The following is a 20,269-nucleotide window of genomic DNA, read 5'->3' as shown; positions in this document are numbered from 1 at the left end:
AGATCCCAGCGGATGAGCTGCTCGTGCTGGAGGTGCCTCTGGCGGTCGTCACGTTGGGGCCGTGGCTGAGATCGTTCCACGCCGTGACGCAGGACGCAGTCACGAACGCCCGCTGGTGCTGCGGACCCCCGCAGGCAGCCGGCCCAGCGCCGTGCTGCGTCGATTGCTGCGGGACCACTGGGCCATCTGGGTGCGCGAGGAGCCTGGCGGACCGGTGGAGGGTCTCAGCGGGCTGCCGATGCGCTGGCAGGACGGGACACTCGTCCCTGACCGCCGCGCAGCCGGCCGCCCCGACCGGGACACGGCGAGCCTGCGCGTGCAGGTGCTGCACCCGCTCGACGAGACCCAGGACATCGGCCTGCTGACCTCGAGGGTGATCGAGAGTCTGGACGGGCACCCGGCGTCGGTCGGGCTGACCGAACCCGCTCTGCATCCGTGGGATGCGGGGCTGCTCGCGCAGACGGCGCGAAGCTCGGCCCCGGAGCCGGTGACCTGGGTCGTGGAAATGGGTGAGGCCTCCGGGACCGTGACGCTTACGTCGAGCCCCAGGGGCGTGCTGGAGGACCTCTCGCTCGAGGTCGATGCCGTCGTCGAGACGGTGTGGCCGGCGGTGTCCGACCTGCTCCCGCTCATGATGCTCACGACGCGCGGCGGTGAGCTCACGGGCGCGGTGCTGCATCCGACCGTCCTCCCGGACGTGGAGCTGACCACGCGGGACATCGGCGGTGGCTACGTGTCCGTGGTGACGCACGGGGCTGAAGCGCCGGTCACCGAGCGCCTGCCCTGACCCACGGCGTCGGGGTCCGGCACCACGCGCCGGGAGTCACCTGGGTGCGGGCGAGTCCTCCTGCCGCTCCCAGGTCACCCAGGCCGTGATGTCGCTGTCGGCAGGCCCCGCGACCCGGGCCGCCTCGCGCCACAGGGCCTGGTCCACCTCGGGGAAGTGCGTGGCGCCCTCCGGCTCGAGGTCGACCTCGGTGAGCACCAGCCGGTGGGCGTGCTCGATGGTCTGGGCGTAGATCTGGCCACCACCCGCGACGAAGACCTCACGGTCCCCGGCCATGAGCAGAGCCTCCGACAGGGAGTGCGCGGCCTCGGCGCCCGGTGCGGACCAGTCGTGCTGCCGGGTCACGACGATGGTGCGCCGGCCCGGGAGCGCCCGGCCGATGGAGTCCCAGGTGCCGCGCCCCATGAGCAGCACCCCGCCCATCGTCGTCTCCTTGAAGAAGCGCAGGTCCTCCGGCAGGTGCCACGGCATCGACGCGCCGTCACCGATGACGCCGTTGCGGCCGACGGCCGCGACGAGCGTGAGCCGCTGGTCGAAGCCGTGCGTGAGCAGGGTCGCACGCCGACCGGCGGCCAGCGCCTCCAGCGCCAGCCGCTCGTGCGGCACGACGCGGTCGGGCAGGTCGTCCAGGGGCCACCACTGCAAGCGCGCGGCCCGGTGCGGCTCGGCGACGTGCGGCTCGCCCACCCACCGGTCGGTGCCGACGAAGACGTCGACCCGTTGCTCGAAAGGGTCTGACAGCGCGATGGTCCGGTGCACCGTCGCGACGTGCTCGAGGTCGTCCTCGACCAGCTCGACGCCGATCTCCTCGGCGGCCTCGCGGACCCCGGCGCGCCAGAAGCTCTCGCCCGGCTCGACATGGCCTGCGGCCCCGCAGGCCCACCAGCCGTCCATGTAGGGCGTGCCCCGGCGCAGCTGCAGCAGCACCTCGGTCCCCGAGGGTCCCTGACGACGCAGCACGACGTAGGTCGCGGGCACGAGCGCACCCGGACGGGACCGACGTGCCGCCTCGTCGCGGTGTGCACCCTGCCCGGCGTCCGTCACCGACGACGGGGTCGACGGCTGCGTCATACCGCGATCGGCGCCGTGATCGTCGGCGCGGCGACGTAGTCGCGCACCTCGACGTCCTCCAGCTCGAAACGGTCGATCTCGCGCACCTCCGGGTTGAGCCACAGCGTCGGCAGCGGTCCAGGGCTTCGGGTCAGCTGCTCGGCCGCCTGGTCGAGGTGGTTGAGATAGAGGTGCGCGTCGCCGAGCGTGTGCACGAAGTCCTTGGCACGCAGGTCGGTCACCTGCGCCACCATGTGCGTCAGCAGGGCGTAGGACGCGATGTTGAAGGGCACCCCGAGGAAGGTGTCGGCGCTGCGCTGGTAGAGCTGGCACGACAGCCACCCACGCTGGTCCGGGTCGCCTCGGCCGCGGGCGCGACGTAGAACTGGAAGAGGGTGTGGCACGGCGGCAGCGCCATCGAGTCCACGTCGGCGACGTTCCACGCCGACACGATGTGTCGCCGCGAGTCCGGGTTGCTCCGCAGCCCGCTGACCAGCCGCTGGATCTGGTCGATCGTCCCGCCGTCGGGGGCCGGCCAGGAACGCCACTGGTGGCCGTAGACCGGCCCGAGGTCGCCCTGCTCGTCGGCCCACTCGTCCCAGATCGTGATCCGGCGCTCCTGCAGCCAGCGCACGTTGGTGTCGCCGCGCAGGAACCACAGGAGCTCACCGATGATCGAGCGCAGGTGCAACTTCTTCGTCGTCAGCGCAGGAAACCCCTCGGTCAGGTCGAAGCGCATCTGGTGCCCGAAGACCGACAGCGTCCCCGTGCCGGTGCGGTCCCCCTTGCGCACCCCCTCGGCGCGGATCCGCTCCAGGAGATCGAGGTATGCCTGCATGCCGCACAGCGTAGCCGCGGCCACCGACACGGGTGGTCGGCGGAAGAGCGTGGGTCAGCAGGAGTCCGTGTCAGCCGGCCGACACCAGCGCGACGCAGAGCAGGCACAGCGCCAGGCCGACCGCCTGGCCGGCCTGCATCCGCTCCCGCAGCAGCAGCGCCGCCAGGAGCACCGTGACTGCTGGATAGAGGGCGGTCAGCACGGCGGCGACCGTCATCAAGCCCGTCTGGGTGGCGAGCAGGAAGCACAGCGCGGCGACCGTCGCCATGGCCCCGGCGACCACCCCTCCGCCGACCTCGAGGGGGGTGCGAGGTCGCCAGCTGTCGCCCAGCAGCGAGGCGGTCACCATCACGCTCACCAGCGCCACCGACTGCGTCACCGCGAGCGGCCAGTACCCGGCCACCTCGGGCACCTGCCCGATGGCGGCGAAGAGCAGCCCGAAGCCCATCCCGGCCAGCACGCCGTCGACCAGCCCGTCGGCCAGCCGACCCGGCCCCTCGGGGCCGGTCGCTCGCGGCTCACCAGCCAGATCCCCGGCAGCGCCGCCGCGATGCTACCCAGACGAGCGCACCAGGCGCTCGCCGGTCAACAGCGCGACGGCCACCGGCAGCACGGCAGCGCCGACGCCCGACACCGGCGCGACCACCCCCATCCGCCCCGCGGCGAGCCCGCGGTAGAGGAAGGCGCCGCCCAGCCCGCTGCCGATCCCGGCCAGGCCGCCCCAGGCCAGGTCGGCGGCGGCAGGTTCCCCGGGACGGCCGAGGGCGATGAGCACCGCTCCCGCCATGCCCCCGACCGCGCACATGACGGCCACCGGCCACGGCGAGGTCCGGCGCGAGGCCACGCCGCCGATGAAGTCGGACAGGCCGTAGGCCACGGCGGCGGCGAGCGCGAGCGCGACACCCATGCAGAGGTCTCCTTGGTGCAGTCGGGGAGACCCATCCTCCCCCGTTACGCTGTCGCCCATGAGCCACCCCCACCCTGAGCTGACCGCGCCCCCGCCCCTCCCGGACGGGGGCGTCCGCGTCATACCTCTCGGGGGTCTGGGCGAGGTCGGCCGCAACATGGCGGTCATCGAGCACCGGGGCAAGCTGCTGGTCGTCGACTGCGGCGTGCTCTTCCCCGAGGAGCACCACCCCGGTGTCGATCTCATCCTCCCGGACTTCAGCCCCATCGAGGACCGGCTCGACGACATCGTCGCCGTCGTCCTTACCCACGGCCACGAGGACCACATCGGCGCGGTGCCCTACCTGCTGCGCCTCAAGCCGGACCTCCCGCTCATCGGCTCCCAGCTGACCCTGGCCCTCATCGAGGCCAAGCTCAAGGAGCACAAGATCACCCCGATCACGCTCGGCGTGAAGGAGGGCGACCGCGAGCAGCTCGGTCCCTTCGAGTGCGAGTTCGTCGCGGTCAACCACTCGATCCCGGACGCCCTGGCGGTCTTCATCCGCACCTCCGGCGGCACGATCCTGCACACCGGCGACTTCAAGATGGACCAGCTCCCGCTGGACGGCCGGATCACCGATCTGCGCGCCTTCGCCCGGCTGGGGGAGGAGGGGGTCGACCTGTTCATGACCGACTCCACCAACGCCCACGTCCCCGGCTTCACGACGCCCGAGCGGCAGATCACCCCCGCCATCGAGCGGGTCTTCCACAACGCCGAGCGGCGGATCATCGTCGCCTGCTTCTCCTCGCACGTGCACCGCGTGCAGCAGGTGCTCGACGCGGCCGAGGAGTCGGGCCGCAAGGTCGCCATGGTCGGTCGGTCGATGCTGCGCAACATGGGCATCGCGACCGACATGGGCTACCTGCGGGTGCCCGACGGGGTGCTCGTCGACCTCGGCAAGCTGACCCAGCTGCCCGACGACCAGCAGGTGCTCATCTGCACCGGCTCCCAGGGCGAACCGATGGCGGCCCTGTCGCGGATGGCCAACGGCGACCACAAGATCGACGTCGGCGAGGGCGACACCGTCCTGCTCGCCTCCTCCCTCATCCCGGGCAACGAGAACGCCGTCTACCGCGTCATCAACGGCCTCACCCGGCTGGGTGCCACGGTCGTCTCCAAGGAGAACGCCCTGGTCCACGTCTCCGGCCATGCCAGCGCCGGCGAGCTGCTCTACTGCTACAACATCGTCCGGCCCCGCAACGTCATGCCGGTCCACGGCGAGTGGCGGCACATGGTCGCCAACGGCGACCTCGCCGTCCAGACGGGCGTCCCGCGCGACAACGTCGTCATCGCCGAGGACGGCGTGGTCGTCGACCTCGTCGACGGCCGGGCGCGCATCTCGGGCGCGTCGACTGCGGGTACGTCTACGTCGACGGCTCGCTCGTCGGGGCGGCGGACGAGACGATGCTCAAGGACCGCCGCATCCTGCGCGACGAGGGCTTCGTGACGATCATCGTCGTCCGCGACTCCTCGACCGGGGCCATCGCGGCCGGCCCGGAGATCCAGACCCGTGGCTTCGCCGAGGGCGAGGACGTCTTCGAGCGGGTGCAGCCCAAGCTGGTCGCGGCGCTGGAGGAGGCGCGGCGCAACGGCGTCCAGGACAGCCACCAGCTCCAGCAGGTCATCCGTCGGACGGTCGGGTCGTTCGTCGGCAACAAGCTGCGCCGCCGCCCGATGATCATCCCGATCGTCGTCGACGCCTGACGCCGGCTCCGGGGGGTATGCCGTGCGCCGGGTCCTCGTCGCGCTCGCCTGGGCGTGGTGGCTGGCGGCGGTCGGCCTCACCGCGTTGCGCTGGGTCGACGCCACCGGTCCGGTGCCGGTGCTGCAGTCCGGTCTGGTGCTCGTCGGCCTGAGCCTGGTGCCGCTCGCGGTCCTCGCCTGGGCGTTGGCCCGGCGGCTGCTGCTCGGCGCGGCGGTGCTGCTGGGGCTGGGGCACGCTGCCCTCGCGGCGCCCTGGCTGCTGCCGGACACCGTGCCCGCCGGTCGCGACGACCTCGTGATCGCGACCGCCAACCTGGAGTACGGGCGGGGGAGCCTGGAGGACCTCGCCGCGCTGGTCGACGAGCGCGAGGTCGACGCCCTCGTGCTGGTCGAGATGACACCGGAGGCGCAGGCGCGGCTCGAAGGGTCGGCCCTCGACCGCGCCCTGCCGGTCCGCGCCGGCACCCTCCGGTCCGACGCGGGCGGGACGCTCGTGCTCACCCGCGAGGGCATGGTCGGGTCCGCTGACGACGACACCGGCGCCGACGGCGCGCACGTCATCGACGAGCCGTATCTCTTCGACCAGGTCCGTCTCCCGATCACCCGGGGCGGGCAGACCGTGACGCTGCTCGGGGCGCACACCCGGCCTCCGGCGCTGGCCGGCTCCGCGGCGTGGCGCGAGGAGCTGGGGTGGCTCGGTGAGGACGCCACCGGCATCGAGGGTCCGCTGCTCGTGGTCGGTGACCTCAACGCCTCGACCGGGCACCCCGCGCTGCGCCAGGTCAAGGACGACGCCGGGCTGCGGGACGCGCACGAGGCGTCGGGGTCGGGGTGGGTGCGCACCTGGCCGACGGACGGGCTCCTGCCGGCCTTCGTGCAGATCGACCATGTGCTCGTGCGCGGCCTGGACGTCGTCGACGCCGGCGCGGCGACGGTCACCGGCTCGGACCACGCGGCGGTCTGGGCGCGGCTGCGTCTGCCCTGATGACCGCGGTCGCGCCGGAGCAGCCGGGTCAGTCCTCCGGTTGGTCGGGGCGGCCGAGCCGCTTGCGCAGCTTGGCGGCCTCGTCGGCGATCTCCTTCTCCGTGGGCTCGGTAGGGCTGCAGCGGGAAACCGCCCTCGACCGGGTCGTGCGGTCCCTACGGTGGCTGGCTCACAGCGATAGCGTACTCAGCGGGCTGCGCCGCCACGGCCGTGACGACCCTCGACGAGCCGCGTGACGTCGGGAGCCAGGCAGATGCCCCACCCGATCATGACCCAGCCCGGCCAGAAGTGGCCGCCACCGCTGAGCGCCCACACCGCGACGAGCATGCCGATGAAGGCGGCCGCGCGGATCACGCGGGACCGGCTGGAGGCGAGGTCGTGGCCGCCATGGCCGTGCTTTAGCCGGCCGCCCCCGCACCCGGCCGGTCGGGTGTCCTGCGTCGGAGTGCTCTGCTGCGGCAGCTCCTCGCGGCCACCGGTGCCCGGGGTGGGCAAGGGCGGCGGGGTGCTCGAACCTTCGAGCGGGCTGACGGGGTGGCTGCGCGGCACCTGCGTGTCCATGACGGCTCCTCGATCTCCTCGGCTGCGGTGATCCCGACGGTATGCCCGCAGGCTCGCCGAGCGGCGTGACAGATGTCAGCAGGTCGCCGGGTGGCGCGCCAGAGGGGGGAGGCGCGGTCACCGACCCGTGACGTCGGGCAGTGCTGCGGGGTCGGTGCAGACGGTGCCCGGGTCGGCGCTGAGCCGACCGATGACATCGGTCCGCCCGTCCTGACGCCCGTCGGCGTCGGCCACGCTCAGGCAGAGCTGCCACTGCGTGACCTCCGGCCCGACCGGCTCGCCGTCCTGCGCGTCGTCGGGCAGGTCCACCGAGAGCGGTGCCCGCACGAAGGCGGTGCCGGTGATCGACCCGCCTGGCTCGACCTGCACCGCACCGAGCGTGGTCTCGGTCTCCTCGTCGATCCGGTCCGGGGCCGGGAGCAGCTCCTTGCGCAGCCGGAGGACCTCGCCCTCGACGCCCACCCACACGGCCTCGTCGTTCTTCGGGCCGAAGGAGCCGGTGTGCTGACCGTGCCCACGGTCGCGGGCCACGAGGACCGGTCGGTCGCCGTCGTTGCGCACGACGTACTCCACGGCCAGCCCCTGGCTCGCGGAATCCAGGCCCGGCTCCGTCGGTGACCCGGGCGTGGCACTGGCCTCGACGGTGACCGGCGCCGACGCGGCGCGGGTCGCCGCGCTCGCGGAACCGGCGTCAGCGGACCCGGTGGCTTCCGACCCCGTGGGGCCCGACGTGGTGGCCGCGGTCCCGCTCGTGGGGGTGCCGGACATGGTGTCTCCCTCCTGCCCGCAGGCCGCGAGCACCGCCGTCGCCAGCAGCATCGTCGCCGGCACCGTCGTCGCCGCGCGGTGCCGGGCGAGGGCCGGACGGGACTGACTCTCGCGCATCAGTACTTCTCCCGGTGTGGCAGGCCCCACTCCTCGCGGACCGCGTTCTCCGTGAACCGGTAGTCGTGGTCCGGGTCGATCGCCTCGTTGGTGCTGTCGTCGTCGTCGTGGTCCCACTCGAGCCCGACGTTCTGCCGCTCGAGCAACGGCTGGCCCTGGTCGTCGGTGTAGGAGTCACGGTTCTCGTCCTTCCAGCGTTCCCAGGCGTCGGGCTGCTCGTACTGGTTGAGGTGCCCGAGCTCGTGGTAGAGCCCGATCGTCGGCGGTCGACCGTTCTCGTACCACGGCTTCGAGGCATCCCCACTGATGAGCAGGTTGGTGTCGTTGTAGTTGACCGACCCGGCGACGGGGAAGGTCCAGAGGTCGGTGACCGTCGTGCTGCCCATCGTCAGACGGCGGCCGGTCCGGCGGAGCCGCTGGGGCTGCACTCGTTCATGGCCTCGTCGATCTCGAGCGAGGCCCGCTGCAGGTGGTAGCCGTCGTTCTCCAGCGTGGAGGACAGGTGGTCCATCGTGCGGGTGAGCGTGTCCATCGCCTCGCTCCAGGACGCCTCGACGCCGGACCCTCACCTGCCGGGCCGGTGGCCCTGGCAGGCATGGTGGCCACCTCGCCACCGCGGCCGAGCGCCTCCCTCACACCCTTGCCGTCCTGCATCCGGTCGTCACCGACCGCGTTGAGCACGGCAGGATCCCCGTAGACCGTCATCTGAACCCTTCGGCGTGAGCTGGTGGCATACGCCGCGGCCCCTGCACGACGTGCCGTCACTGTATCAACGAACCCGGCGTGGGACCCCTGTGACGCAGGTGAACATTGGGTACGGTGCGATCGTGGCCAAGACTGCGACGACCTCGACCCGTGCCGGCTCCGGCAGTGCCTCCCGGCGCCCGGCGAGCCGGACGACGTCCACCAAGGGGCGGAGCACCTCCGGCTCCGGCCGCAGCTCGGCGCCGCGCTCCCGCGCCTCCGAGGGTCGGTCGCTGCCCGGGCGGGCGATGCGCGGCATCGCGGGGTGACCGGCGGCACCGTGCGTGCCATGACCGACACGGCCCACGACCTCGAGCCCGAGCACCGGCGCGACGGCGCCGGCTTCCTGCTCCTCGCGCTCGCCCTGGTCGTCGCCCTGCGCGAGTGGTGGGGCCTGGACGGCTTCGTGGGGGACGTCATCCACGTGGCCGCGGCCGGCACCTTCGGGCGGGTGGCGCTCATCCTGCCCGCCGTCCTCGTCTTCTTCGCCGTCCGCCTCTTCCGCGCGCCGGACGAGCAGCAGGCCACCAACCGGATGAGCATCGGCACCACGGCCATGCTCGTCGCGGCCAGCGGCATCACGCACCTGGCCACCGGCAACCCCGACTACGCCGAGGGCTCGCACGTGCTGCAGCGATCCGGCGGCATTCTCGGCTTCATCGCCTCCTCGATCCCCGCCTCGGCGATCACCGTGACCGGGGCATACATCGTGCTCAGCCTGCTGGGCGTCTTCGGTCTGCTCGTGCTCACCCGCACCCCGGTGCACCGGATCCCCGACCGCCTCCGCGAGGTCGAGCAGCAGCTCTTCGACTCTGCCCGTTTCGACCGGGTCGACGAGGACGGCAACCCGCTGCCACGCGGCCGGCGTGCGCCGGCGACCTCGACGGCCCCCGCGACGGCGACGTCGCCTTCGAGCAGGCTGCCGAGGTCGACCGGGCGGCGAAGGGGCGCAGGCCCCGGCGCGGTGCCGCTGCTCGCCAGCGCCCGGCGGAGGACCCCGACCGCACCGTCGAGGCCCCTCAGCCCGCCTCGAAGCCCGCCGCCGGCGCCGGCTCCCGCCGGCGCGGCGCGCGTGCCGAGGGTGACTCGACCGAGGAGATCCCCGCGCTGCGCCCGGGCCAGAAGCGTCCCGCGGCCCCCTCGGTCGTCGAGAAGTCCAAGCAGACCGCCAAGCCCGAGCTGGAGGCGCCTCCGACGACCCAGCTCCCGCAGCGGGTGGAGCAGCTGCAGCTCGCCGGCGACGTCACCTACACCCTCCCGGAGTCGGTGCTGCTCAAGCCGGGCACCCCGCACAAGGAGCGCTCGGAGGCCAACGACAAGGTGGTCGAGGCGCTCACCGGCGTGCTCGAGGACTTCAACATCGACGCCCAGGTCACCGACTTCACCCGCGGCCCGACGGTCACCCGCTACGAGGTCGAGCTCGGGCCGGGCGTCAAGGTCGAGCGGATCACGGCGCTCTCCAAGAACATCGCGTATGCCGTCGCCAGCGCCGACGTGCGCATCCTCTCGCCCATCCCGGGCAAGTCGGCGGTGGGTGTGGAGATCCCCAACGCGGACCGCGAGAACGTCAGCCTGGGCGACGTCCTGCGCAGCCAGGCGGCACGCAACAACACGCACCCGATGGTCATGGGGGTGGGCAAGGACGTCGAGGGCGGCTACGTCATCGCCAACCTCGCGAAGATGCCCCACATGCTCGTCGCCGGGGCCACCGGCTCGGGCAAGTCGAGCTTCGTCAACTCGATGATCACCTCGATCCTCATGCGGTCGACGCCGGACGAGGTGCGCCTCATCCTCGTCGACCCCAAGCGGGTCGAGCTGACGGCCTACGAGGGGATCCCGCACCTCATCACGCCGATCATCACCAACCCCAAGAAGGCGGCCGAGGCGCTTGCCTGGGTGGTCAAGGAGATGGACCACCGATACGACGACCTGGCTGCCTTCGGCTACAAGCACATCGACGACTTCAACAAGGCGATCCGGGCCGGCAAGGTCACCCCGCCCCCGGGCTCGGAGCGGGTGCTCCAGCCCTACCCCTACCTGCTCGTGGTCGTCGACGAGCTCGCCGACCTCATGATGGTCGCGCCGCGCGACGTCGAGGAGTCGGTGGTCCGGATCACCCAGCTCGCCCGCGCCGCCGGCATCCACCTCGTGCTGGCGACGCAGCGACCCAGCGTCGACGTCGTCACCGGCCTGATCAAGGCCAACGTGCCGAGCCGGATGGCCTTCGCGACCTCCTCGCTCGCCGACTCGCGCGTCGTGCTCGACCAGCCCGGCGCGGAGAAGCTCATCGGCATGGGTGATGCGCTCTTCCTGCCGATGGGCGCGAGCAAGACGATGCGGGTGCAGGGCTCGTGGGTCAGCGAGTCCGAGATCCACGACGTCGTCGCGCACGTCACCGGTCAGCTCAAGCCGAAGTACGTCGAGGAGGTCCTCGCGACCCCGGCCAAGAAGCAGATCGACGAGGACATCGGCGACGACCTCGACCTGCTGCTGCAGGCGACCGAGCAGGTGGTCACGACGCAGTTCGGGTCGACCTCGATGCTGCAGCGCAAGCTGCGCGTCGCTTCGCCAAGGCCGGGCGGCTCATGGACCTCATGGAGAGTCGCGGCATCGTCGGGCCCTCCGAGGGCAGCAAGGCCCGCGACGTCCTGGTCAAGCCGGACGACCTGGAGTCCACGCTCGCGCTGCTGCAGGGCCAGGATTCGCCGCGCCCGGACGTCGAGAGCGACAGCTCCCCCTTCGACGCCGACCCGACCGAGGTCGCCGACGGTGAGGGCGACGACAGCGACGAGGTGCGGTATGCCGCGGCCGGCGGCTCCGCGCCCGGCGCCGGGCGAGCGCCGCGCGAGGACCGCTACGACGGCGACCCGATCAGCGGCAGCTATGTCGAGGACGACGAGGAGCCCGAGAGCGAGGACGCCTGGGGCCTCACCGGCCGGGACTGAGCGCACGGGCGGGACCGAGCGCACCCGGTGACCCGGTGCGAGGTCAGGACCCGACCGGACACCCCTCGTGACCGGCCACCGCCTCGGCGTCCCGCAGGACGCGCAGCACGTTGCCGTGGGTGAGGCCGCGCAGGTCGTGCTCGCTCCAGCCGCGTCGGGCCAGCTCGGCGAGCAGCGCCGGGTAGGTCGAGACGTCCTCGAGCCCGACGACGACCTGCTCGGTGCCGTCGAAGTCGCCCCCGAGGCCGACGTGCTCCACCCCGGCGACCTCCCGCAGGTGGTCGAGGTGGTCGGCCACCTGCGCCAAGGTCGCCTCGGGCCGGGGGTGCCGCTCCTGCCGGGCCAGGCTGAAGGCGGTCATCACCGGGTGGTCGTTGGGGTCGACGCCGGCGGCCCGGGCGGCCTCGCGCGACTCGACCTTCCACTCCCAGCAGTCCTGCGCCACGAACTGCGGCACGAAGGTCGCCATGCAGACCCCACCCTGGCCCGCCATGGTGACCAGCACGTCGTCGGGCACGTTGCGCGGCGAGCCGCACAGGGCGAGCGCGTTGCTGTGGCTGAAGATCGCCGGCGCGGCCGACGCCGCGAGCGCGTCCCGCATCGTCGTGGCCGCGACGTGGGAGAGGTCGACCAGCATGCCGAGCCGGTTCATCTCGCGCACGACCTCGCGTCCGAGATCGGTCAGCCCGCCGTGCTCCGGCTCGTCGGTCGCGCTGTCCGCCCAGGGCGTGTTGTGGTTGTGCGTCAGCGTCAGGTAGCGCACCCCCAGCCGGTGCAGCGCCCGGAGCACCCCGAGGGAGGAACCGATCGAGTGCCCGCCCTCGGCCCCGAGCAGCGAGGCCACCCGGCCGCCCGCCATCGCCGACTCCACCTGTGCCGCGGTCGTCGCGAGCGCGAGGCGGTCGGCATACCTCGCGACCATGCGGTGCACCAGGTCGACCTGCTCCAGCGTGGCCACTACCGCGTCCGCCTCGGGCAGCGCGGAGGGGACGTAGACCGACCAGAACTGCCCGCCCACCCCGCCGCGCCGCAGCCGCGGCAGGTCGGTGTGCAGGCCGCGCGCCGAGGTGTCCGTCGCGAGGTCGACCTCGAGCGCACGCTCGGTGCCGACGAGCTCGCGCAGCGCCCACGGCAGGTCGTTGTGGCCATCGAGGACCGGCAGGTCGGGGAGGGTGGGGTCGGTCACCGGCCCATCAGACCACGCCCCGCGCGACGGCGTCGCCGCTAGGTCGCGACCCCCGCGCCGACCTACACTCGAGGAATGTCCACGTCCACCCGCAGCGTCGCCGTCGTCACCCTCGGGTGCACCCGCAACGAGGTGGACTCCGAGGAGCTGGCCGGCCGCCTGGCCTCCGAGGACTGGACGCTCGTCGACGACGCCGCCGAGGCCGACGTCGCCGTGGTCAACACCTGCGGCTTCGTCGAGCAGGCCAAGAAGGACTCGATCGACGCGCTGCTGGAGGCGGGCGACCTCAAGGAGACCGGCCGCACCCAGAAGGTCGTGGCCGTCGGCTGCATGGCCGAGCGCTACGGCGAGCAGCTCGCCGCCGAGCTTCCCGAGGCCGACGCGGTGCTCGGCTTCGACTCCTACCGCGACATGTCGACGCACCTGCGCAGCATCCTGGCCGGGGAGACGGTGCCCTCGCACGTGCCCGGCGACCGCCGTCGGTTGCTGCCGATCACGCCGCGCGACCGGCACACCTCCGCCGCGGGCGTGGCGCTGCCCGGCCACCAGCAGCCCGCCCGGCCCGAGCGGACCGTCGCGGAGCCCGACGTCCCGCTGGAGCAGGTCGCCCCGGCCACCGGGCCCCGCGTCGTGCGGGCGCGGCTCGACGGCCGCCCCTGGGCGCCGCTCAAGATCGCCTCCGGCTGCGACCGGCGCTGCGCGTTCTGCGCGATCCCGATGTTCCGCGGCGCCTTCGTGTCGCGGACGCCGCAGGAGATCCTCGCCGAGGCCGCCTGGCTGGGGGAGCGCGGCGTCAAGGAGGTCTTCCTCGTCAGCGAGAACACCACGTCCTACGGCAAGGACCTCGGCGACCTGCGCCTCGTCGACGCGCTGCTGCCCGAGCTGACGCAGGTGCCCGGGGTCGAGCGGGTGCGCGTCTCCTACCTCCAGCCGGCCGAGATCCGACCCGACCTCCTCGACGCGATGGCGGGCACCCCGGGCGTGGTGCCCTACTTCGACATCTCCTTCCAGCACGCCTCCGGCCCGCTGCTGCGGCGCATGCGCCGCTTCGGCGACCGCGCGTCCTTCCTCGGGTTGCTGGAGCAGGTCCGCGCCCGGGTCCCCGAGGCCGGGATCCGCACTAACGTCATCGTCGGCTTCCCCGGCGAGACTGAGGAGGACCTCGCCGAGCTCACCGCCTTCCTCGTGGAGGCCCGGCTGGACGTCGTCGGGGTCTTCGGCTACTCCGACGAGGACGGCACCGAGGCGGAGGGGTATGCCGACAAGCTCGACGAGGGTGTCGTCCGAGAGCGGGTCGAGCAGGTGCAGGCGCTGGTCGAGGAGCTCACCGCCCAGCGTGCCGCCGACCGCGTCGGGACTGTCGTCGAGGTGCTCGTGGAGTCGGTGGAGACCGACGACGCCGACCCCGAGGGCGAGCCGCGGCTGGTGGGGCGCGCCGGCCAGCAGGGGCCGGACGTCGACGGCGCGACCTATCTCGTCACCGGCGACGGGGGTCTGCCCGACCTCGCCCCCGGCGACCTCGTCACCGCCCTCGTGGTGGGGTCCGAGGGTGTCGACCTCGTGGCCGTGCCGCAGGGACCCGCAGGGGCGCGCAGTGATCGGCCCCCACGACCCCGACGGCCCGGAGATCGCGACCGCGGCGGCGCCGGAGCGGGTCTCGTCCTGGAACCTCCCCAACGCGCTCACCGTGCTGCGCATCCTGCTCGTCCCACTCTTCGGCTGGTTGCTGCTCGCCGAGGGCGGCGAGGACGTGGGCCTGCGGTGGTGGGCGCTGGTCGTCTTCCTCGTCGCGATCGGCACCGACTGGGTGGACGGGCACCTGGCCCGCAAGCACGGCCTCATCACCGCCTTCGGCAAGCTCATGGACCCGATCGCCGACAAGGCGCTCATCGGGATGGCCCTCATCGGGCTCTCGCTGCTGGCCCTGCTGCCCTGGTGGGTGACCGTGGTCATCCTCGTCCGGGAGATCGGCATCACCCTGATGCGCTTCGTCGTCATCCGCCGCGGCGTCATCCCCGCCAGCCGCGGCGGCAAGCTCAAGACGGTGCTGCAGGCGATCGGCATCGCCGTCGTGCTGGCCCCGCTGGGCGGCGTGCTCGACACCCTCGGGCTCTGGGTGATGTATGCCGCGGCCGTCGTCACGGTCGTCACCGGCATCGACTACGTGCGCCAGGCCTTCGCCCGGCCCGGCGCGTGAGCGGGTCGTGAGGAGCCCGGCCGCCCAGGTGGTGGCCGCGCTGCGCGAGCGGGGCGAGAGCGTGGGCACCGCCGAGTCGCTCACCGGCGGCCTGGTCTGCGCCGCGCTCACCGACGTGCCCGGCGCGAGCGCCGCGGTCCGCGGCGCGGTCGTGGCCTACGCCGCGGCGGTGAAGGAGGCGGTGCTCGGCGTCCCGGCCCAGGTCGTCCGTGAGCACGGCACCGTCTCCCAGGAGTGCGCCGAGGCGATGGCCCTCGGCGGGGCGCGGGCGCTGGGCGTCGACTGGTGCGTCGCCACCACCGGCGTCGCCGGCCCGGACCCCAGCGAGGGCCACCCGGTCGGCACCGTCCACCTCGCGCTCGCCCACGGGGAACAGGTCGTGGGTCACCAGGTGTTGACCCTGCGTGGACACCGTGACGACATCCGCGCCGGCACCGTGACGGCGGCGCTGGAGCTGCTGCGAGGACGGCTGACCGAGGGTCTGTCGGCCGCACGGGGTACGGTAGAGACACGACCTGCCGCGACGGCATCCGCCGCACCGGGCAGGCACGGCGACGGGATGACCACCGACACGGACACCCGGAGAGAGGACGAGGAGGGTTGACGATGGTGCTACTTCGACGTGAGCTGGGTGACGCGCTCCGCGAGACGCGCCAGACGCAGGGGCGCACCCTGCGCGAGGTCAGCTCCTCGGCGTCCTGCTCGCTGGGCTACCTCTCCGAGATCGAGCGCGGGGAGAAGGAGGCCAGCTCCGAGCTGCTCGCCTCCATCTGCCGGGCGCTCGACGTGCCGCTGTCCGAGATGCTGTCGACGGTTGCCGACCGGGTCAGCCTGACCGAGACGGCCGAGGCGCAGATGACCACGGTGCTCACCGAGGGCCTGGCCACGACGATCGACACCCGGCGTATGCCGCGCCGCGACGCGGTCGTCTCCGCCGCCTGAGCGACGTCACCTGACCACGCTCGTCTGACCGGCCCTCGCCGGAGCGACCGCTGGTGCCTCACTCCTGCGGAGTGACCCCCACCCGGTAGCCCCGGGCCGGGAGCTGCCAGACCGAGCCCTCGGCATACTCGACCGTGCTGCCGTCCGTGGCGTCGACGTAGGCGAGGTCCTGACCCGGCGCCACCCCGAGGGTGACCGACGCCGGGGCGTCGCTGAGGTTGAAGGCCGCGACGACGGCATCCCCGGACTCGTGCACCCGCACGAAGCCGATGACCCGGTCCTCGCCGTCGTGGGGCACCCGCACCATGCGCGCGCCCCAGGCGGCGTTCCACAGCGCCGGGTGCTGCTTCTTCAGCGCGAAGAGGCGACGGTAGAGCTCGCCCTGCGGGTCCTCGCGCCAGACGATCTCGTCCTTGTCGAAGAAGGTGAGCCGCCGGTCGTTGCCGGCCTAGACCTTGAGGTCGGTGGCGCTGGCCCGGCCGTGCGCGATGTGGTGCATCGTCTCGTTCCAGGACCAGGCATACGTCGCGTCGAAGGCACCCGCGTGCAGGTCGCGGTTCTCCCACTCGGCGAGCAGGAAGACCGGCTTGATCTGCTCCAGCTGGGCCCGCGCCACCTCCCAGAAGTCCACCGGCACGTAGCCCGCGACGTCGCAGCGGAAGCCGTCGACGTCAGCCTCGCGGACCCAGTGAGCCATGGCGTCGGCCATGTACTCCCGCAGCCCGGGCTGGTCGTAGTCGACGAAGCCGCGTAGGTCCTCCAGCGTCCCGAACTCGGGGTTGACCGCGAGGTAGTCGCGCACGGCGTAGGGGGAGCCGAGCCCGCCCTTGCGGTTCTGCTCGCCGATCGGGTTGATCGGCATGAGCCAGAGGATGTCGACGCCGAGGTCGTACAGCCGGGGCAGGTACGCTCCGGGGCCATGCCCGCCACCGTCGCCCGAGCGCGCTGATGCACCTCGACATCACGCACGAGCCCGGCCGCGTGCAGGTCCGGCTGGTGCCCGGCGCGGGGGAGCCGGATGAGCGCAAGGGCGCCCTGGCGCGGCATACCGCGTGCTTCGAGGTGGGTGTGCGCCCGGGCGAGGTGCACCCCGACCTGCTCGTGCTCTCGGCCGTCCTGTCGGCCCGGCCCTGGATCGTCCGGAAGGTCCCGGTGACCACCTCGGTGCCGGCGAGTCCTGTCCTCGCCCGGGCGCTGCGCGAGGGGCCGGGCCTGCGGTTGACGTCGGTGGACCGCGACGTGGCGCCGCGCGTGAGACCCGCCGAGGGAGACGGGGCGCCCGGGTTGTGCTTCAGCGGTGGCACCGACAGCGTCGCGACGCTCGCGGTCATGCCGGGCAGCACCCGGTCCTACCACCTGCTGCGGCGGGCCCCGCGAGGCGACGCGCGGGCCACGATGTTCGTCACCCGGGCAGCCGAGGAGTCGTGCGAGCGGCTGCGCGCCCAGGGGTGGCCGGTGGAGGTGGTCCGCAGCGACGTGGAGTACCTCCGCGCCGCCATGGGGTTCCCGCACGACTTCACCACGGCGGTGCCGTTGCTGCTCCACGCCGACCGCGACCGGCTGGACGCCGTGGCCTGGGGCGCGCCGCTGGAGGCGACCTACCGGCTGCAGCGTGGCTACTACCGCGACTTCGCCGACTCGCCCTTCCTCAAGGAGTGGGGCGGGGTCTTCGCCGCGGTGGGGCTGGAGGTGTGCGTGCCGGTCGCCGGGGTGTCCGAGGTCGTGACCAGCCGCATCGTGCACACCCATCCGCTCGGGGAGGCGGCGCAGTCGTGCGTGCGCGGCCGTCGGCTCGGGCGTCCCTGTGGGCGGTGCGCCAAGTGCGCCCGCAAGACCCTGCTCGCCGGCGCGGTCACCGGCGCCTGGCCCTCCGCCCCGGCGCTGGAGCGGCAGTGGCGGGGGCAGGAGCCGCGGGGCCATCTGCTGGCCGACCCGATCAAGGTCGAGCCGGTGATCGCCCGCACGGTCCACCGCTACCTCGCCGACGGCGGCGACAGCGCTCTGATGCGGCTGGTCGCGGCCAAGACCGGCCCGGACCCGATGGACTGGCTGGACCGGTCCTACGAGCCCGCGCTGGCGCTCGTGCCGGAGCGCTATCGGCGGGAGGTGGCCGAGCGCCTGCACCGGGTCGCGCCGCCCATGAGCGCCGAGGAGGAGGCCGCCGTGCGCTCCTACGACGTGCGCGGCCTGGACCGCTCGCGGGCACAGGCCGAGCTGGAGGCGTGGTTCGCCGCCCACCCCCCGCAGGACCTGGTGCCGCGTGCCGTCGGTCGGGTGCGCCGGGTCGTGCGCGCCCGGGCGCGACGGGCGCTCGCGGGGCGTGTCGGGCGCGGGCCTCAGTAGGTTGGGCGCCGGCCGTGGCCGAGCGGCGACTGGGGCCGACCGTCGTCGGTGGGGGCGAGGCCGCCCTGGCAGGTCGGGCAGGAGAACATCACCCGCTGCTGCGGCTGCTGGCCGATCGGGGCGAGCCGGATCGTCGTGCCGCAGCGCTTGCACGGCAGCCCCATCCGGCCGTGCACCCACGCGTCGTCGTCGTTGACGTCCCCACGGCCCGTGATGGTCGTGCGGCCGGTCCGGCAGCTCAGCACCAGCAGCCGCCGGGCGGTCGCCAGCAGCTCGACCACCTGCTCCTCGGCGAGGTCGCCGACGGGCGTCCAGGGGTTGATCCTCAGCAGGAAGAGCGGTTCGGCGGTGAAGATGGTGCCCATGCCCGCCACGTTGCGCTGGTCCAGGCAGGCCTCGGTGATGGTGCGGCCCGGGTCTGCGCGCACGTTGGCCAGGGCCGTGTCCGCGTCGTACGCGGGGTCGAGCAGGTCGGGGCCGAGGTGCCCCACGACCCGGTGCTCCTCGCTGGTCCGCACCAGCTCGAGCATCCCGAGGGAGTCGCCGACCGCGACCCGCTGCGGCGTCCACAGCAGCGCCCGCACGGTATGCCGTCGCCCCAGCGCGTGCCGCCGCCCCACCGGGTGCACCCGCCAGGAGCCCTCCATCCGCAGGTGGCTGTGCACCGTGATGTCCCCCTCCACCCGGTGCAGCAGGTGCTTGCCGCGAGGGACGACCTCGAGGGTGCGGCGGCCGGACAGGTCGGCGGTCGCGTGCGCCGGCACCCGGAGGTCCGATCCCTCCAGGGCCACGCCGGCCAGCCCCTGGTGCAGCCGTCGGGCGGTGCGCCACACCGCGTCACCCTCAGGCATCGGCGAACCCCAGACCGAGCGAGGTTCCGATGCTGATGACGGCGGTCGTCGCTTCCCCCCGGCCCTGGTCGTCGTGGCGGCCGGGGCCCTCTCGCGCGTCCGCTGCGGGCTGCGTGCTCCGCACCCCGAGTGCGGCGGCGGCACCGTCGTTGCGGAGGACGGTCACCGCGCAGGGGCGACGCAGGCCCCGGGTCAGCGAGTGCCCGAGGACCCGGCGCGGGTCCGGCCCGCGGGAGCGCAGGGTGCCGTAGGTCGGGTCGTCGTCAAGCAGGCCGTCGACGACGTAGTTGGCGATCGCCACGCGCACCTCCAGGTCTCTGTCGTCGGGAGCGGATGGGTCCATGGCGTCCCGCGCAGCCTCGACCACGAGACCCAGGACGGTGTCCGGCGACGGCCACGTGCTGGTGTCGAACGGCCGCCAGGGCACCGGCATACCCGTTGTGCTCGCGAGGACACCGTCGCGGACCGCCGCGGCCTTGATGCTGCTGTGACCCAGGTCGAGCACGAGCCCGTCGGCCAGCCCGGCGGCCAGACCCAGCAGGGGTGCGCGGGCGGGCTCGGGGGCCAGCTCGGCGCGCTGCGCGACGACGCGCGGGTCTCGGGATGCCCGCCGCCCGAGCTCGCCGGCGACGACCCCGCCGCAGAGCACGACCTGCCGCACCGACGCCCAGCGCGCCCAGTCCTCCTCACCCCACTCCTCCCGTGCCGCCCGGTCGTCGTCGGTGGGGGAGCGCAACGTCTGCAGCAGGTGCGCCAGCGCGTCCGTCCACTGCTCCGCGACGGCCTCGGCCCACTGCTCCCCGGCCAGCAGCGCGCGGTCGAGGGTGACCAGCGGGGTGTCGTCGAGGGCCACCGCCGCCCCGGCCGCGGCGTCCGCGACGATGCCGGACAGCCCGGTCGCACCGAGGACCCGTCCCGCCCGGTGCTCGTGCCACGGCGCACCCGCCCGCAGCAGCACGGTGCGGTTCAGCCCGGTGCGCCGGGTGATGGGGGTCGTGGTCACCGCTCCAGTGTCTCGCCGGACAGCTCGAGCCGCTCACCCACCCAGTCCTCGCCGAGCCACCGGTCGTGGCTGGCCACCACCACGGCGCCCGGGAAGTCGGGCAGGCCGAGCTCGAGCGCGGTGGCGAGGGCAGCACTGGCGCCGTCGTCGCCGCGCGCCAGCGCCTCGACGGCGCGTTCGACCTGGACGACGGGGTCGCGGACCCCTGCGGTTCCAGATGGGCCGCACCCTACGTGCCGTGGCGGCTCGCCGCCACGCATTCATCGCGTCGCAGCCAGCCCGGCGAGCTCCTCCCGAAGCCC

General features: G+C 73.4%; 20 protein-coding genes and 4 pseudogenes. 10 read left to right on the top strand and 14 right to left on the bottom strand.

Annotated features, from left to right (window positions below):
- The first annotated feature begins 61 nt into the window (after positions 1-61).
- On the top strand, positions 62-787 hold the full coding sequence (locus BJF80_RS07725; RefSeq protein WP_143554030.1) for a DUF6177 family protein: 726 nt from the start codon (positions 62-64) through the stop codon (positions 785-787).
- 36 nt (positions 788-823) lie between these two features.
- Here BJF80_RS07725 and BJF80_RS07720 read toward each other — a convergent pair whose 3' ends face one another.
- From BJF80_RS07720 to BJF80_RS19255, 4 genes and pseudogenes are all read right to left on the bottom strand, one after another.
- Complete coding sequence (locus tag BJF80_RS07720; RefSeq protein ID WP_083673527.1) at positions 824-1,858, bottom strand: dihydrofolate reductase; 1,035 nt, start codon at positions 1,856-1,858, stop codon at positions 824-826.
- Positions 1,855-2,675, bottom strand: a pseudogene (locus BJF80_RS07715) (thymidylate synthase). The gene BJF80_RS07720 and the pseudogene BJF80_RS07715 overlap by 4 nt, the downstream one beginning before the upstream one ends.
- A gap of 70 nt (positions 2,676-2,745) precedes the next feature.
- Positions 2,746-3,135: an EamA family transporter gene (locus BJF80_RS19260; RefSeq protein WP_202817168.1), complete on the bottom strand. Its 390-nt coding sequence runs from the start codon at positions 3,133-3,135 to the stop codon at positions 2,746-2,748.
- Positions 3,136-3,228: 93 nt separating this feature from the next.
- Positions 3,229-3,582: a DMT family transporter gene (locus BJF80_RS19255; RefSeq protein WP_202817167.1), complete on the bottom strand. Its 354-nt coding sequence runs from the start codon at positions 3,580-3,582 to the stop codon at positions 3,229-3,231.
- Between the two features lie 58 nt (positions 3,583-3,640).
- Between BJF80_RS19255 and BJF80_RS07705 the strand changes: the two are divergent.
- Together BJF80_RS07705 and BJF80_RS07700 are read left to right on the top strand one after the other, a co-directional pair.
- A pseudogene (locus tag BJF80_RS07705) lies at positions 3,641-5,325 on the top strand (ribonuclease J).
- Positions 5,326-5,347: 22 nt separating this feature from the next.
- Positions 5,348-6,310: an endonuclease/exonuclease/phosphatase family protein gene (locus tag BJF80_RS07700; RefSeq protein WP_075812652.1), complete on the top strand. Its 963-nt coding sequence runs from the start codon at positions 5,348-5,350 to the stop codon at positions 6,308-6,310.
- Between the two features lie 186 nt (positions 6,311-6,496).
- On the opposite strand, the gene BJF80_RS07695 is transcribed toward BJF80_RS07700, so the two are convergent.
- The 4 genes from BJF80_RS07695 to BJF80_RS18780 form a co-directional block, all read right to left on the bottom strand.
- Positions 6,497-6,871 carry a 2TM domain-containing protein gene (locus tag BJF80_RS07695; protein WP_075812650.1) on the bottom strand — a complete coding sequence of 125 codons (375 nt, stop codon included), beginning with the start codon at positions 6,869-6,871 and terminating at the stop codon, positions 6,497-6,499.
- Positions 6,872-6,988: 117 nt separating this feature from the next.
- The gene (locus BJF80_RS07690; RefSeq protein ID WP_075812648.1) at positions 6,989-7,756 is read right to left on the bottom strand and encodes a hypothetical protein; all 768 of its coding nucleotides are present in this window, start codon (positions 7,754-7,756) and stop codon (positions 6,989-6,991) included.
- On the bottom strand, positions 7,756-8,142 hold the full coding sequence (locus tag BJF80_RS07685; RefSeq protein WP_075812646.1) for a M91 family zinc metallopeptidase: 387 nt from the start codon (positions 8,140-8,142) through the stop codon (positions 7,756-7,758). Before BJF80_RS07685 ends, BJF80_RS07690 begins: the two co-directional genes overlap by 1 nt.
- Before the next feature lie 2 nt (positions 8,143-8,144).
- On the bottom strand, positions 8,145-8,288 hold the full coding sequence (locus BJF80_RS18780) for a hypothetical protein (RefSeq protein ID WP_158068495.1): 144 nt from the start codon (positions 8,286-8,288) through the stop codon (positions 8,145-8,147).
- Positions 8,289-8,583: 295 nt separating this feature from the next.
- On the opposite strand from BJF80_RS18780, the gene BJF80_RS21545 reads away from it, so the two are divergent.
- Positions 8,584-8,769: a hypothetical protein gene (locus BJF80_RS21545; protein WP_143554029.1), complete on the top strand. Its 186-nt coding sequence runs from the start codon at positions 8,584-8,586 to the stop codon at positions 8,767-8,769.
- Between the two features lie 20 nt (positions 8,770-8,789).
- Positions 8,790-11,445 (top strand): annotated as a pseudogene (locus tag BJF80_RS07680) (DNA translocase FtsK).
- A 43-nt stretch (positions 11,446-11,488) separates the two neighbouring features.
- On the opposite strand, the gene BJF80_RS07675 reads toward BJF80_RS07680, so the two are convergent.
- The gene (locus BJF80_RS07675; protein WP_075812907.1) at positions 11,489-12,631 is read right to left on the bottom strand and encodes a dipeptidase; all 1,143 of its coding nucleotides are present in this window, start codon (positions 12,629-12,631) and stop codon (positions 11,489-11,491) included.
- A 75-nt stretch (positions 12,632-12,706) separates the two neighbouring features.
- Here BJF80_RS07675 and rimO point away from each other — a divergent pair.
- The 4 genes and pseudogenes from rimO to BJF80_RS07655 form a co-directional block, all read left to right on the top strand.
- A pseudogene (gene rimO / locus BJF80_RS07670) lies at positions 12,707-14,203 on the top strand (30S ribosomal protein S12 methylthiotransferase RimO); the annotation flags it as partial.
- The gene (gene pgsA, locus BJF80_RS07665) at positions 14,181-14,828 is read left to right on the top strand and encodes a CDP-diacylglycerol--glycerol-3-phosphate 3-phosphatidyltransferase (RefSeq protein WP_321166370.1); all 648 of its coding nucleotides are present in this window, start codon (positions 14,181-14,183) and stop codon (positions 14,826-14,828) included. The pseudogene rimO and the gene pgsA, both read left to right, overlap by 23 nt.
- A gap of 7 nt (positions 14,829-14,835) precedes the next feature.
- Positions 14,836-15,432, top strand: a complete 597-nt coding sequence (locus tag BJF80_RS07660) for a CinA family protein (protein WP_237767488.1) — start codon at positions 14,836-14,838, stop codon at positions 15,430-15,432.
- A 2-nt stretch (positions 15,433-15,434) separates the two neighbouring features.
- Positions 15,435-15,770: a helix-turn-helix domain-containing protein gene (locus BJF80_RS07655; protein WP_033418823.1), complete on the top strand. Its 336-nt coding sequence runs from the start codon at positions 15,435-15,437 to the stop codon at positions 15,768-15,770.
- A gap of 58 nt (positions 15,771-15,828) precedes the next feature.
- Here the strand turns inward: BJF80_RS07655 and BJF80_RS19250 are convergent, their stop codons facing one another.
- A complete protein-coding gene (locus BJF80_RS19250) occupies positions 15,829-16,068 on the bottom strand; it encodes a hypothetical protein (RefSeq protein ID WP_527251116.1) in 240 nt (79 codons plus the stop codon).
- 150 nt (positions 16,069-16,218) lie between these two features.
- Positions 16,219-16,632 carry an alpha-amylase family protein gene (locus BJF80_RS19245; RefSeq protein WP_075812640.1) on the bottom strand — a complete coding sequence of 138 codons (414 nt, stop codon included), beginning with the start codon at positions 16,630-16,632 and terminating at the stop codon, positions 16,219-16,221.
- Positions 16,633-16,718: 86 nt separating this feature from the next.
- On the opposite strand from BJF80_RS19245, the gene BJF80_RS07640 reads away from it, so the two are divergent.
- Complete coding sequence (locus BJF80_RS07640) at positions 16,719-18,113, top strand: DUF6395 domain-containing protein (protein WP_075812638.1); 1,395 nt, start codon at positions 16,719-16,721, stop codon at positions 18,111-18,113.
- Here the strand turns inward: BJF80_RS07640 and BJF80_RS07635 are convergent.
- From BJF80_RS07635 to BJF80_RS07625, 3 genes are read right to left on the bottom strand one after another with little or no spacing between them, the layout of a single operon-like run.
- Positions 18,107-18,964, bottom strand: coding sequence for a DNA-formamidopyrimidine glycosylase family protein (locus BJF80_RS07635; protein WP_022924933.1), 858 nt, complete (start codon positions 18,962-18,964; stop codon positions 18,107-18,109). The two genes, BJF80_RS07640 and BJF80_RS07635, sit on opposite strands and share 7 nt — an antisense overlap.
- Entirely contained in the window at positions 18,957-19,967 is a 1,011-nt protein-coding gene (locus BJF80_RS07630; RefSeq protein ID WP_075812636.1) for a hypothetical protein, read from the bottom strand. The genes BJF80_RS07635 and BJF80_RS07630 overlap by 8 nt, the downstream gene beginning before the upstream one ends.
- Complete coding sequence (locus tag BJF80_RS07625) at positions 19,964-20,227, bottom strand: hypothetical protein (RefSeq protein WP_075812634.1); 264 nt, start codon at positions 20,225-20,227, stop codon at positions 19,964-19,966. The genes BJF80_RS07630 and BJF80_RS07625 overlap by 4 nt, the downstream gene beginning before the upstream one ends.
- Positions 20,228-20,269: the final 42 nt, after the last annotated feature.

The sequence above is a fragment of the Serinicoccus sp. CUA-874 genome, from assembly GCF_001942225.1.
GTDB classification, from domain to species: domain Bacteria; phylum Actinomycetota; class Actinomycetes; order Actinomycetales; family Dermatophilaceae; genus Ornithinicoccus; species Ornithinicoccus marinus.
Note: the sequence above shows the minus strand (reverse complement) of the source record. Positions and strands in the feature narration are given on the sequence as shown.

Coding starts and splice junctions, on each gene's coding strand:
- BJF80_RS07720 (WP_083673527.1), bottom strand. CDS start 1,858: ATGACGCAGCCGTCGACCCCGTCGTCGGTGACGGACGCCGGGCAGGGT.
- BJF80_RS19255 (WP_202817167.1), bottom strand. CDS start 3,582: ATGGGTGTCGCGCTCGCGCTCGCCGCCGCCGTGGCCTACGGCCTGTCC.
- BJF80_RS07695 (WP_075812650.1), bottom strand. CDS start 6,871: ATGGACACGCAGGTGCCGCGCAGCCACCCCGTCAGCCCGCTCGAAGGT.
- BJF80_RS07690 (WP_075812648.1), bottom strand. CDS start 7,756: ATGCGCGAGAGTCAGTCCCGTCCGGCCCTCGCCCGGCACCGCGCGGCG.
- BJF80_RS07685 (WP_075812646.1), bottom strand. CDS start 8,142: ATGGGCAGCACGACGGTCACCGACCTCTGGACCTTCCCCGTCGCCGGG.
- BJF80_RS18780 (WP_158068495.1), bottom strand. CDS start 8,288: ATGGACACGCTCACCCGCACGATGGACCACCTGTCCTCCACGCTGGAG.
- BJF80_RS07655 (WP_033418823.1), top strand. CDS start 15,435: ATGGTGCTACTTCGACGTGAGCTGGGTGACGCGCTCCGCGAGACGCGC.
- BJF80_RS19245 (WP_075812640.1), bottom strand. CDS start 16,632: ATGCCGATCAACCCGATCGGCGAGCAGAACCGCAAGGGCGGGCTCGGC.
- BJF80_RS07640 (WP_075812638.1), top strand. CDS start 16,719: ATGCACCTCGACATCACGCACGAGCCCGGCCGCGTGCAGGTCCGGCTG.
- BJF80_RS07635 (WP_022924933.1), bottom strand. CDS start 18,964: ATGCCTGAGGGTGACGCGGTGTGGCGCACCGCCCGACGGCTGCACCAG.
- BJF80_RS07625 (WP_075812634.1), bottom strand. CDS start 20,227: ATGCGTGGCGGCGAGCCGCCACGGCACGTAGGGTGCGGCCCATCTGGA.